Origin of the sequence: Chloracidobacterium sp. (assembly GCA_016711345.1) — a bacterium.
GTDB lineage: Bacteria > Acidobacteriota > Blastocatellia > Pyrinomonadales > Pyrinomonadaceae > OLB17.
Genome location: JADJTD010000001.1, coordinates 3,388,106 through 3,400,851, shown reverse-complemented (window position 1 = coordinate 3,400,851; position 12,746 = coordinate 3,388,106). Strand labels below are relative to the sequence as shown.

Below are 12,746 nucleotides of genomic sequence, written 5' to 3'. Positions count from 1 at the left end.
GTGAAGTGGATACTAGTCTCCGCTCTATTATTTTTTTTCATGGCGTGTTCCTCGCCTGATCCTGTGAGCAACGTGACTGTTGCTCAAGGCCTCAATGAGGATCCCGCACTTCGTGCCGCGATAAAAAAGATCGAGCCTTTTTTCGAGCGCATGCGTCCGCCCGAACAGTACGACTGGCTTGGTTCGCATCGTGAGCCGGGGCAAACCTTCGAAGAGTATCTTAATAGCAACCCGACCAAACCAACACACGAAAGACAAAAGATCTATGTTCTGCCGCTCGGCAAATTCACCGTTCGTCAAAAGGAAATTATCAATCTAACGGCCAACTATCTTAAGGCCTTTTACGATCTCCCTGTCACGGTTATGCCGTCTCGTCCGCTCACTCGCCCCACCGTAAAAAATGACAGTCGCCAACTTCCTGTCACCAAAACTGAACAGTTACGGACGGGGTATATAATGGATAAACTTCTTAAGCCGATCTTGCCCGCAGACGGCGCGGCGTTGATCGCGTTCACTGCTGTCGATCTGTTTCCTGATTCGTCGATGCATTTCGTTTTTGGCCAAGCCAGTTTGAGTGACCGCGTTGGAGTTTGGTCGCTTAAACGACTCAGTGACAAAACCGATAATGCCACTTTCTTACGTCGGTCACTGAAGATCGCGATACACGAGACCGGCCATATGTTCTCTCTTATGCACTGTACGAAATACGAATGTGTAATGAGCGGAACTAATCATCTCGGCGAAACCGATCGCCGTCCGATCGATGCATGTCCCGAATGTATGGCAAAGGTCTGTTGGATGTCCGGAGTTTCGCCCAGCGAACGTTATGGAAAACTTGCGGCGTTTTGTCGAAAAAATAGTCTACGGAAAGAAGCCGAGGAATTCGAAAAAAAACTGGCTTCGATCGAACACTAATAATTATCTGCCAATATCACGCCTATACTGCATATTGGGCCAGCTTATCTTTTCAACCGCCGAATAAGCTAGTGCGAGAGCATGATCTAAATCATCACCCGTCGCAGTAACACCAAGCACGCGGCCACCGGCCGTAATAAATTCTCTCGACGCAGACAGAGCAGTGCCGGCATGAAATATATCGACATTTGGCATCACTGCTAGTTGGTCCAATCCATTTATTACATCGCCGGTTTGAGGTTTTGCGGGATAATTTGCTGAGGCAAGTACGATACATGCAGAACTGCCTGGAAGCCATTTTATTTCGAGATCATTCAAGTTCCCAGCGAGCATCGCTTCGCAAATATCGACAAGATCCGTTTCTAGCCTGACCAAAATAGATTGAGTTTCAGGATCACCGAATCGGACATTGTATTCGATAAGTTTGGGGCCATTGGCTGTCATCATCAGCCCGAGAAAGAGGATTCCTCGAAATCGAAAGCCTTCTTTTATGCTGCCTCGCAAAGTCGGATGAATGATTCGTTCGGTTATATCCTGCAACTGATCTGCGGCAAGCAGTGAATCGTCGCTAAACGTTCCCATACCGCCGGTATTCGGACCCGTGTCGCCTTCGCCGATGCGTTTGTGATCGCGAACGGGCGGCATCAGCGCAAAATCTTCTCCGTCAACGAACATCAACAGCGAAACTTCCTTTCCGACGAGACATTCTTCGAGTACGATCTTTTCAGCGGCATCAGCACCGACCAGATTTTCGAGATTCTTGATCGCAGCAACCGCCTCTGCTCGATTTCCGGCAACTACAACTCCCTTTCCCGCTGCGAGGCCATCGGCTTTTACAACTATGGGCGCAGATTCATTCCCAAAATCGCCGCTTTCAAGTTCGAGTATTGCGAAGCCCGGTGAATGGGCCACGGTGTATTTTGCCGTGGGAATGCCGTGACGGAACATGAAGTCTTTCGCAAACGATTTGCTAGCTTCAAGCTGCGCAGCTTGCTTGCACGGCCCAATTATCTTAAGGCCGTGTTTTTCAAACTCATCACATATACCAAGTGCCAGCGAGGTCTCGCCGCCAACAAAAGCGAGATCAATCAAATTTTGTGACGCAAAAGAGACAAGGCCGTTAATATCATCCGGCATGATTGGCACACACTCTGCCAGTTGAGCGATGCCTGCATTTCCGTTCGCACAATAAAGATTGACGCTGCTATTTTTCTTAAACGATCGGCAGATGGCATGTTCGCGTCCGCCTGAGCCGATGACTAAAATTTTCATAAAAATGACTGCGACCTGCTTTTGGTCACTCAACGGTCTTGACACTCAATATCGATAGTTGTAAGGTCAAATCTATTCAGTTTTGAAAAAAAAACACTAGTGTTTTGTGGTTGATCTCAACTGTAAATCTACTACATAAATTCTATTTTGCTGAAATTGAGCATTGATAGAATGGAGTAAATCGGTCATGTCAGAGGGCGATTTTCATACAACTCCAATTGGGACTTCGAACGGTGCCGAAGATTTCCAAGATGTCTCTATTCGCTGCATGGATTGTGCCCAGGATTTTATTTGGACGATCGGCGAACAAGTATTTTTCCACGACAAGAGTCTCCTCAATCCTCCTAAACGCTGTAAACATTGTAAGAAAGAAAAAAATCGCCGTTTGGAGGCTGTCGCAAGCAACCGCCTTACAGGAAAGCGTGAAAAGATCGAGGTCCGCGCCGAGTGCGCAAAATGCTCTGCCGCAACCACAGTTCCCTTCTATCCTTCACAGGGCCGACCGGTTTACTGCCGTAATTGTTTTCTTGATGTGAACGCCGGAAACGGAAACGGCACAAACAACGGTTCTCGCAGGTAAATTAACCACCTACATGGACATTGGGCCGCATTTCAGGATCATCTTCTGCCTGCCTTAATATTTCACGAGTAACCGGTGCCGTGTCGCCCTCGCCAAACAAAATATATCTTGCTAAATACATGATCGGATTGCCCTCACTCCAACCAAAATAGACGTGTGGTATTTTACCTGTCTTATCGCGCAGATAAAGCAGAAAAGCAGCAATGGCATTTGGCACTGCAGGAGCCTGTGTTCGTAGAATTTTATATCCTTCGACATCAATACCGCGAATATAGAGTTTCCCTTTAAACTCAGACGAATCACCCGGCTCTATCTCATAAAAAATAACCGGATCTGATGAAGGAATGTGATTGTCGACGCGCTTCTCGTGCTCCTTGAACCGATACTCGGTCATGTCGCCCGTCTCGCGGCGATTCGTCACGATTCGGAGTTCCCCTTCATCATTTAGTTCATCTATAAAGGCCTGAGCTGCTTCATCAAGCTCGATCTTATCAATTCGGATCTCAGTCGACCGCATGGCCCTCGATATGAATGATGCCGCAATGATTGCAAATATAAAGAACGAGGCTATCTTGATGCCATCCGGTCTTTCAATGATATTTGCCACAGTCGTATAAATAAATACGGCGGAAATAAGCCAAAACGCGCCTGTCCAACCGCTTCGACGCCGTCGTGCAGATAAAGAAACGGCGATCGCCGCCGACGACATCAAAACCAGAACGCCGGTCGCGTATGCTCCTGCCTGAGCATCAACATTAGCATCAAACAGCAAGGTTACGGCAAAACAGATAACGGTAAATACCAGCACAAGCGGACGCGTCGCCCTCGACCATTCCGGAGCCATGCCGTATCGAGGCAAATATCGCGGCACTATGTTCAACAATCCGGCCATCGCAGACGCTCCTGCAAACCAAAGGATCAAGATAGTGCTGAGATCATAAAACGTGCCGAACAAATCGCCCAGTTTTTTGTGAGCTATAAATGCAAGAGCACGCCCGTTTGCTTTGCCGATCTCTTTCGTAACTCCCGATGCTGTCTGCTCTGGTGTACAAGCACAATATTCTGGAACTGAATGGGTTTGCTTGCTAAGACTACAATCAACACGCGGACAAAATTCCGTTTTTTGAATGAGTAAACTGGTAACAAAGCTACTAGCAATGAGCAAAAAGCTCATTATCAACGCCGCAGTCATCAAAAGTTTGCGAGTATTCTCGATGCGATTCGGGCTTTTTACGAGCGGCATCACTGCAACGCCGGTTTCAAAACCAGACAGACCTAGCGCTAGTTTGGGAAAGCTGACTACGGCAAGCAAAACAATTCCCGCCAGTCCTGCGATGTTGTAACTACCGAACGACACTTTTGTCGTGAACATCGACTCACGCCAGTTAGAAAGCAGCTCAGGATGAGTCGCAACTTCGTAAAGTCCAACGCCTAGCACGATCAAATTCAACAAAATATAGGTAGCGACAAGAAAAACAGCAATACCAATTGCTTCCTTAAAACCCTTGAGAAAAACGACGCCGAGACAAGCGATCAGTGCGAACGTTACTATTACGGGATGTTCGAGAAACGGCAGATGCTCGTGGATAAATGGATTTTCGAGTATGTGAGCAGTTGCGTCGGCTGCAGACAGGGTAATGGTGATTACAAAATCTGTGGCGACAAAACCGAGGAGAACGAGGACGAAGAGTTTGCCCTTCCATCTCGAAAGCAAGGCTTCGAGCATGGCTATCGAGCCTTCGCCGTGAGGGCTTTCCTTGGCAACGCGACTGTAGATCGGGAGTGCTCCAAAAAGAGTCAGGAGAATCAGGATAAACGTGGCAACTGGTGACAAAACTCCGGCTGCCAGAAAAGCTATGCCCGGTTGATAACCCAGCGTCGAAAAATAATCGACGCCGGTCAGGCACATCACCTTCCACCATGGATGGCTGTGGTGCTTTCCCTCAGGAGCCACCGGACCCTCGATCTCGGCAACGCTTCCGTCAAAAAGCCATTTCTTGAACCATCCCGGCTCGCCTGTTTTCATAACCTCTGAAATCAAAAACCGCCGAGCGTCTAATACCCGCGGTTTCTCAGGACACGTATAAGGTCTAACTTAACAAAAACACAACCCAGAAAGTAAAACACAAATTCCGGTGAAACAGGTAAATTTTACGCTGATTATCGTTAAGGTCAAGTCTGCTTTTAAGACAAAATAATGGGGGCGCCGTCTCCCACACCGTCGCCCCCTCGTCATTTTTCAATGACTATGTTCACCGGGAGGTGAACAACCATAATTATCCACAGCCAGCTCAAAAACGCAAATAGCGGAGTAATTTTATTAGTAAAAGAAAGGTCTATAAGATTACTCTATGTTAATCGCACCAACCAGAGAGCTTTCAGAACCATTGTCATTTACAAAGATGCTATATTGGCCAGCTTCGATCTCTGGATCGACCATGACCATAAAACTAATTCCGTAAATGCCTTCGCTAAATTCCTGAGAAGTGGGGGACAGCCGAACAAGTTTAATGTAAGGACTGCTGGATCTCAGCTTCAAAGTCTCCGAGGCGAGATCTTTACCACCGATGCTGACAACATAAGCTCTGGCCCGTTTTAAAGAAATACCATAATCAGCAAGTTGTCCATTGAGCCCGAGATAATTGATGAGTACATCAGACGAACGCAACGAGATTTTCTCATTAAGCACCTTACTTTCGCCCGCTTCGATGCTTACGTTTCCAAGCTCACTGCTCACCGATGCAACAAAAAGATCGTTTGATCTCCAATAAACCGAGTATTCACCAACGGGCAGTCCACCTAAACGAAAAGTTCCGTCTACAAAGGTTTCGGTTTGTGCCATCACTCTACCTGAGACCGTTTCTTCAGCCCAAACCTGCAGCCCTTTTCCGGGTTTTCCTGCTGCGGTAGAAAGTTTGCCGCTGATGACGCCGCAGCAGTTCTCCAATTCATCAGGAGAACCGTAAAGTTCACGGATAGCTGCTATGTCACTCTCTGACAAAGTACGTGGGCTTAAATCCGCAACGCCCATCGTTCCGTTCTTCGCAAAGCTTTCCGACATCGTTGAAGAAAGAACTCCAGAATGGTGAAGCCCCAAAAGATGACCGATCTCATGAGTCAGCGTCGACTCAAGGTCGAATGTCCCAAAAGTGCCGTCGGTAGAAAACTGCTGGAATGGATTTAATACAATGTCGGCCTCGGTAATGAAGCCCTTTCGATTAAAAAACACGCGCGTCTTTGCCGACACCGATTCGGCATCCTTGGAAAAGAACAAGACATTTTCCGGCGACTGAGCTATGGTTATCAAACTGATACCGTCGCCAGCAGCCCCGCCTAGGCTTACACTTTGTTTATCGGAGAATTCTATCTGCAGATCGACATTAGCCGCACTCGTCCACGCCTTAAGGCTACGACGAATCGCTCCGGCAACGTCGCTGTCGTACTTGATGTTTGAGCTAGTTCGTGTGAGCGAACTTGAAATCGCGATCTTGACCGTTTTGCTTTTCCAGCGAAGACGCTGAAGATCAGACCTGGCCGGAGCAGCCATCCCAGCGGCTGGCGCAACGGTGTTTGTACTGCCAAAGGCAACAGTTGAAAAACAATACAGGATAAAAGACCCTAAAATAAGGATACGGATCACTTTCATCAACTTAATTACATACGTGAACCGGCTTCTTCATCGCCTCGTCCGACATTTTCCAGATCGGAGAAACTAACTACAATGAGAAGCACTACGAGAGCCAACGTTGTCAATACATACAAGATCGGGATCTGCTCAAAATAGATCAACGAACCAATAACTGCCCCTACAACCAGCAAATAGAGAACCACTGTCATTGTGCGGCCAAGTTTTTTATTTTTGTTTGCCATGTTATTTTCTGTGAACAGCTCTTGAAGTCAAAATTCCAAAATGCCACTCAATTATTCAAATTACATTCGTGCCAAGCTCAATCGATGATCCGCAACGGCAGATCCTGGTTATCCACGATCTTGTTTTCGCTTGCGGCGATAACCGGCGGATACTTTCGTTGAACACGGCCTTTGAATGCGACCTCTATTATATCAAAAGGTTTCAGATCGACGTCATTTATTTCGCCTTTTTTGATTTTTTCGAGGTCAACTTGCACGATATTCGTTTCGGAATTATCACGTCGAAAAATGGTCACCTTTTGAACGATCGCCCCTTTCGCAAGATCCCCGGCAGTCGAAATAGCCCGCGTTAAGGTCATTCCCGAGCGTGAATATATCGGCCTTGGGTTATTTACCGCTCCGATAACATATATCGGAAAAGCCTTATCGACGGTAATAATATCACCGCTAAAAACGAGCGGATCCGCAGAAGTTTTGCCTGTCAAAAGCTCGCTTATTGAGATGTTAATTGCCTGAAGGCCGTTGCCTGATGGCCTATTTTCGCTGGATGCAGCTCCTAACTGACTTAGACAATTAAGTTCAGGACGTCTCAAAATAGTGATCTCGCCGCTAGCATCGTCGGTCAATCCGCCCGCAGCAACTATCAACTCTCTGAGCCGAACAGTACGCATCACACGAAACCGCATCGGAATCTTAATTGCGCCGTCCAGTCTAGCCACGGCTCGATTCGAACGATCCACTATCCTGACCGTTACCTTTGGATCGCGCAGAATTTTTGAATAAATTCGTGCCAGTTCGTCAGCTATGTCATTCTCAGAGCGGCACAATCCAGTAATTGTTGACAATTGATCCAAGCCTTCAAGGGTTCCGGTAGAAGTGAGTGTTCCACGCCAGTCGTATTCAAGAGTACCTGCAAAATCAACGTCTATCAGATCCCCAAAGTGGATCAGGTCCAGTTCGTTCTTTGGTTGTTCAGGTGTTTCGGATGGAGCGGGTGCTTGAGAAAGAATGCAAAGACGTAAGACGACTACGCAGATAAGGCTCCAAAAAACAGATGATGTACCTTTCACGTCAATGCGGCTTGGTTACGGGAAGAAAATAAATTACTTAGTCGGTTGTTTGTTATTTGCGCCTACCGTTTTCTTCTTTTGGTGATGATTGCGTGTATTGACGGTTCCCGGAACGGCAAACCCTTTAAACTCCCAATTACATCCGTCGCACAGCAAATTATAGCGAAGGAACACTTTTGAAAAGATAGAAGTTGGCCGGTATCCGCGTCGGATACGACTGCTTCCACATTTAGGACATCGTTGGGAAATCATCTCATTTACCGAATTAAAATCGGTGTAATCGATTATTTTCCCTTATTTCCCGCTTTCCAGCAAACGTATTCGGTCAATTTCGGCGTTTATGTGCATCGCAGCATGTTCACGGTCCTTTGTGTAAATATTATCGCGGCCCAGATCAAACAATGCGTCGCGGTAAAGGCTCAATGCCTCACGAAACTCTCCTTTGAATGCCGCCCGTTCCGCCCGTTCGACTTGATCTGAGACACGGATCGACACCGTCATTTCCTCCAGCAGATCGCGCGATTCCAGCAAACTTTGTTCAGCCGGATAAAACTTCAGGGCATAGTCGATAACTCCGACTGCCTCTTTCGCTGCCTCGATCTTGTCCGCAATGTCTGTCCGGGTGTTCGCTTCACCGGTCAGAGATCTTGCCTCGATCTCGGCCCACTGCAGCAAATGATAGCGATGATACTCGGCCGCTGACCTTCGGCCTTTTAATAAAGCGCTGAATCGCGGTGAATTGGGATTGACCGTTTTCAATTCGCTGTCGGCAAGCGCAAGATATTCGCCGCAAAGCTCAAAAACCTCACGATGTCCGGCGGAAAATTTACTCAACACCTTTGCCGCACTTGATTTCTGTTTTATGTCGGCGAGGATCGCGGAGTTTTGTTCGAGGGTGACTTTGTTAGCACTATGGCGGTTTCTGAACTGAGGATGAACGCCTGAGTACTTTTGTGCCAAACCGGGTTCAATAAATCGGTATCGCTGGGCGCGCCTCAGCAACATCGAACGCAGCACGACAGCCCCGCCGAGAATCATGCTCGCTCCAACACCCGAAGTCACCCATGGTGCGTCCTCGCCTTCCTCACGCAAGACTCCCCAGGTCAAAAAGAAAAACGCGATCGCGACCGAAACTGCTAGCACGTAATAATTCGATGCCGGCAGCCAGAATGGCCGGCGAACGATACCGACTGCCGCGTGGCGTCTTTGACTGGAATGTAAAGAGTTCCGTCCCTGCATTATGGTTAAAGATATTGGCCGATTTTCGACACTTAATACTGAAATTTTTAACTGGGAATGTCAATAGAATTAACTACAACATGAAGATCAATAAATCATTTTTGATATAATGCGACAATGAAACGGCAAAAGAAAAAGAAGGTTGAGGATCGGCCGGTTTTTGATTCGATCCGAAAGCCTACGGCTCCACCAACTCAAAAATTTGGTGGTGACAAACCTCAGGAGAAGCTTTTACCGTCAGGCCGCAAATCAAAACACAAAAAAGATCCGGGAATGGACTCGTAGATATGGCAATCGCTGGCAGAAATGGTAATGGACGCAAGGTTCCGGGAGTTTGGGCTCGTCCCGAGATGAATGTTACTTTTATCGCGGAAATAATGCCGGGCATACCCCGTGAGGAGAGGACGTTTCGCATACAACACGTCTTAAGAAACGGACGCGTCAAACTTCATGATTTCCCCGGCGAATTTCGCGAGGCGGCCTTTGAACCACTTGATTTTACTAACGCAAAATAATCAACGACTACCACTCGTAAACTTTTCCAACTTCGAGGACATTCAATCGCCTCAATGTGAGTTCGCCGATCTCTTTCACTATAGTGTCTCGATACATCGGCTTTAAGTTAATTACATAAACTTCACAATCCTGGTTTGTGAATTTTTCAAGCTCGCGTTCAAGCTTTTGGGGCGTAAGATGATTTGATACGGCGGCAAGCTCGCTCATCTCGTTTGGAAAGGCACACTCGACCAAGACAGCCTTCAGATCCGAAGTTGTGTTTAGGACACTCCAAATATCCTCAGTTTCAGCCGTGTCGCCGGTAATGCCGACCGACACTTTGCCGTCCGAGACCACATATCCGCTCGCCGCGACCTTATGATTCACCCCAACGCTGGTGACAGTCAGGTGCTGTGCCGAGAATTTGCTTCCCTGTTTGAATTCGTGGTATTCGACCACCCTGCCGGACTTATTCATCAGCTCAGAAAATCTCGGATACACCGCCCAGTTGAAAATATCACGCTCGAGTGTCTCAATTACATCTTTCGTCGCATGAACGCGGATCGGCTCGTTAAGGGTGGCAAAAAGATCGTCGATAAACATCGGAAGCCCGGCGATGTGATCAAGATGTGTATGCGTAAGTATTATGTCGCGAACCTGCTGACGCTGAAGCTCCGTGCATGAAAATGCCAAGCAGCCGGCATCGATAGCGACTCGATCGTCGATGATGATCGACATCAAATGTTGTCGGGCAGATGCCCTTCCATCTTCATCGATCGTACTCGGAAGTAATTGGACTCTCATCTCAGATCAAAAAAATCAATAATCTATCGTGCGCAAGTTTGTGCTCGGCCACCGTCTATCTCGTAGGTCGCTCCGGTGATCCATCCAGCATTTTCGGACGCAAGAAAATAGATCAATTCTGCTACCTCTTCCGGTGTTCCGACGCGGCCAATCGGATGTGTTGTCTTGGAATGCTCCAAAAAATTCTGATACGAAGTGTCATCCATACCGCCGCGTTTATGAATATTTGTTACTACAACTCCGGGATTTACCGCATTAACGCGGATCCCCTTAGCAGCAAGTTCAAGTGCTGAGCACCGCGTTAGCTGGTCAACGGCTGCTTTTGAAACACAATACCCCAATACTCCGGGAAACGCACGCGTACCGGCAACACTCGATACATTGACTATATTTCCCTTAGTTTTGGCAAGATGCGGCACACATCGCTGCATGAGGTTAAAAACCGAGCGAACATTAATATCCATCAGATCGTCCCAGTCTTCGAGTGACGTGTTTTCAACGGTTCCATTCCTGATAATTCCCGCTGAATTTACCAACACATCGATCTGTCCAAAACTTTCAATTGCAACAGTAATTATCCGATCAGCTTGCTCCGCTTCGGTAACGTCCGCAAGATGTACCTTGATCTGACCGTCAGCCAATGGGTCATTTAACCCGTTCAAGGCACTTTCGTCGCGTCCAACCGCAACAACATTCATACCTTTCCCAGCAAACAACATAGCCGTTGCCCGTCCAATACCACTGCTTGCACCGGTTACGACCGCGACTTTTCCATGCATATCTTATTATTTAAATAGTCGGATTTCGCAGATAAGAATACCAGTCCATCCCAAATTCTGGCAAACGGAAATACTCATCCATCGTACGATATTATTTCTTATGGGTTAGCAGGCCGGAAAATAACGTCGTACCGTGGAAGTTGGGGTTTCAATTTTCGCGTTAATCTGCTAGCTTGAAGCGAGATTGTTGTAAATTCAGCGGTCGTTGCTCTTTGAAAACTAAATGGTGAATCGCTAATTTTTGGCTTATGAAACGCATTTCACGTTTCAGCGTGAATTGATATCGTTGCGGCGTTTGAATGCCATAACACTAGTGTTTACAGCAATTGTAATTTTTGCAAGAAATCGTAAAACTTTTTTCAGAATCGTGGAATTCGGGTAATTTGTACACCTTAAGCCCCTCAACTGCAACATTTACAGCGTTCCACCCCGATGTGGAACGCGGTGGAACGACAGAAACGAAAATCGCGAAAAAAAACGGTGGGACAGTGGGACAAGCGGCAATTTACAGACAAGCGCAATTAGCGGTCAACATATTGCTCACCGCTTTCCAATTAAGGTTTAAGAATTTAAAGAGACGGAAACTTATGATTCGCTTGGACGCGGGTTTGAGGCACGGAAGAGTTCAAAAGCGGCTTTGGTTTCGGTGCTTTTACGGATCTTGAAGTCGGCGACCCAGTCTGAAACGGTCGAAACCATCTCACGGGCAGCGTTTCGGGGTGCAGACTTTTTCCGCTTCTTTTTACTGACCTTAAAGGCCGAAGCTTCCTCTTTTTTTACTATTTTTATCTTAGGTCTATCTGTCATGACTTTATTCTATCTGCCGCATGTTGCGGAATTATTAAATGCTGATGTTTTTTGCTGATCGCAAAATTTATGAGAACAAATCGGCTATTTGCACTAATTGGATTACGACAACGTGTGTGTGGTTGTTCCAAAAATGTTGCACACGCAGTATTTGATATGCTTCTGACTGATATTAGGCCGATTGCCGATCGCTGAACGTGTTTTTATGGCGTCAATTGTTCTATGATGTTTCTATGTTCGCCGTTGCTGACATGATCGTTATTCACTTCGCTTTCGGCTCGCCATTTGGCGTGTACCAGATCGCACGTGGGGGACGAGTGAGATCAGCAAGGTCAGCGGTAAATGTTGCCCTACATTTTACTCTATGGCCGATCTTTGCCTTGGCATTTTTACGTAAATGGCTGACTGAATACAGCAGCAATCCGGAAGAAACATCTGAAGGCAAAATTGCTGATATTCGCTCAAAACTTGAGGAACTGGTATTTTCGACCAATTCGCCCGTCTCGATCCTTGGATTTCGTGAAGTTTTTGCCCGATATACTGACCTCACCTCAGCATTGAACCACGGTCGATCGACCGATTCGCTAAAAAACGTGCTCAATGTTAGCGGACACAAAAATATTACAGCAGCATCGGCATGTATGGCTCGCCGCAACCGACGGTTGCTTCATTTCCATCAGGAACAAGCTAGAAACGAGTTTATTGAAATGCTCTTGCATTTCCACGATGTCCATTCAACTAAATACGGCGCTGTCGCTGACTGTATCGTGGATCTCGGATATTTGTTAGAAGATCATAAAACATTGGAGGTCGTTGGCCGCCTGAACATGAAGGGTCAAAGACAAGACCCGTGGCACGTCACCCTAAACTAACGAATTCTCCATAAGACCATTACGACCAGATCGTCAGTGATGT

At 47.0% G+C, this 12,746-nt stretch carries 14 protein-coding genes; 5 read left to right on the top strand and 9 right to left on the bottom strand.

What is annotated here, in order from left to right; all coding sequences use genetic code 11:
- Window positions 1-915, top strand: a complete 915-nt coding sequence (locus IPL32_14265; GenBank protein MBK8466984.1) for a hypothetical protein — start codon at window positions 1-3, stop codon at window positions 913-915.
- Window positions 916-918: 3 nt separating this feature from the next.
- On the opposite strand, the gene purD is transcribed toward IPL32_14265, so the two are convergent.
- Entirely contained in the window at window positions 919-2,187 is a 1,269-nt protein-coding gene (gene purD / locus IPL32_14260; GenBank protein ID MBK8466983.1) for a phosphoribosylamine--glycine ligase, read from the bottom strand.
- Between the two features lie 187 nt (window positions 2,188-2,374).
- On the opposite strand from purD, the gene IPL32_14255 reads away from it, so the two are divergent.
- On the top strand, window positions 2,375-2,767 hold the full coding sequence (locus IPL32_14255) for a zinc-ribbon domain containing protein (protein MBK8466982.1): 393 nt from the start codon (window positions 2,375-2,377) through the stop codon (window positions 2,765-2,767).
- Window position 2,768: 1 nt separating this feature from the next.
- On the opposite strand, the gene IPL32_14250 is transcribed toward IPL32_14255, so the two are convergent.
- The 5 genes from IPL32_14250 to IPL32_14230 form a co-directional block, all read right to left on the bottom strand.
- Entirely contained in the window at window positions 2,769-4,676 is a 1,908-nt protein-coding gene (locus tag IPL32_14250; GenBank protein ID MBK8466981.1) for an APC family permease, read from the bottom strand.
- A gap of 435 nt (window positions 4,677-5,111) precedes the next feature.
- Window positions 5,112-6,413: a matrixin family metalloprotease gene (locus IPL32_14245; GenBank protein ID MBK8466980.1), complete on the bottom strand. Its 1,302-nt coding sequence runs from the start codon at window positions 6,411-6,413 to the stop codon at window positions 5,112-5,114.
- 8 nt (window positions 6,414-6,421) lie between these two features.
- A complete protein-coding gene (locus tag IPL32_14240) occupies window positions 6,422-6,637 on the bottom strand; it encodes a hypothetical protein (GenBank protein ID MBK8466979.1) in 216 nt (71 codons plus the stop codon).
- Window positions 6,638-6,714: 77 nt separating this feature from the next.
- Entirely contained in the window at window positions 6,715-7,707 is a 993-nt protein-coding gene (locus IPL32_14235; protein ID MBK8466978.1) for an SLBB domain-containing protein, read from the bottom strand.
- Window positions 7,708-8,001: 294 nt separating this feature from the next.
- On the bottom strand, window positions 8,002-8,946 hold the full coding sequence (locus tag IPL32_14230) for a hypothetical protein (protein MBK8466977.1): 945 nt from the start codon (window positions 8,944-8,946) through the stop codon (window positions 8,002-8,004).
- A gap of 117 nt (window positions 8,947-9,063) precedes the next feature.
- Here IPL32_14230 and IPL32_14225 point away from each other — a divergent pair, with 117 nt between their 5' ends.
- Window positions 9,064-9,231 (top strand): hypothetical protein, encoded by a 168-nt coding sequence (locus IPL32_14225; GenBank protein ID MBK8466976.1) that lies wholly within the window; start codon window positions 9,064-9,066, stop codon window positions 9,229-9,231.
- Between the two features lie 2 nt (window positions 9,232-9,233).
- Entirely contained in the window at window positions 9,234-9,461 is a 228-nt protein-coding gene (locus IPL32_14220; protein ID MBK8466975.1) for a hypothetical protein, read from the top strand.
- A 7-nt stretch (window positions 9,462-9,468) separates the two neighbouring features.
- On the opposite strand, the gene IPL32_14215 is transcribed toward IPL32_14220, so the two are convergent.
- The 3 genes from IPL32_14215 to IPL32_14205 form a co-directional block, all read right to left on the bottom strand.
- Window positions 9,469-10,245: a 3',5'-cyclic-nucleotide phosphodiesterase gene (locus IPL32_14215; GenBank protein MBK8466974.1), complete on the bottom strand. Its 777-nt coding sequence runs from the start codon at window positions 10,243-10,245 to the stop codon at window positions 9,469-9,471.
- 23 nt (window positions 10,246-10,268) lie between these two features.
- Complete coding sequence (locus IPL32_14210) at window positions 10,269-11,024, bottom strand: SDR family oxidoreductase (GenBank protein ID MBK8466973.1); 756 nt, start codon at window positions 11,022-11,024, stop codon at window positions 10,269-10,271.
- A gap of 585 nt (window positions 11,025-11,609) precedes the next feature.
- Window positions 11,610-11,831 (bottom strand): hypothetical protein, encoded by a 222-nt coding sequence (locus IPL32_14205; GenBank protein MBK8466972.1) that lies wholly within the window; start codon window positions 11,829-11,831, stop codon window positions 11,610-11,612.
- 233 nt (window positions 11,832-12,064) lie between these two features.
- Between IPL32_14205 and IPL32_14200 the strand changes: the two genes are divergently transcribed.
- Window positions 12,065-12,703 carry a hypothetical protein gene (locus IPL32_14200; protein MBK8466971.1) on the top strand — a complete coding sequence of 213 codons (639 nt, stop codon included), beginning with the start codon at window positions 12,065-12,067 and terminating at the stop codon, window positions 12,701-12,703.
- Window positions 12,704-12,746 lie beyond the last annotated feature (43 nt).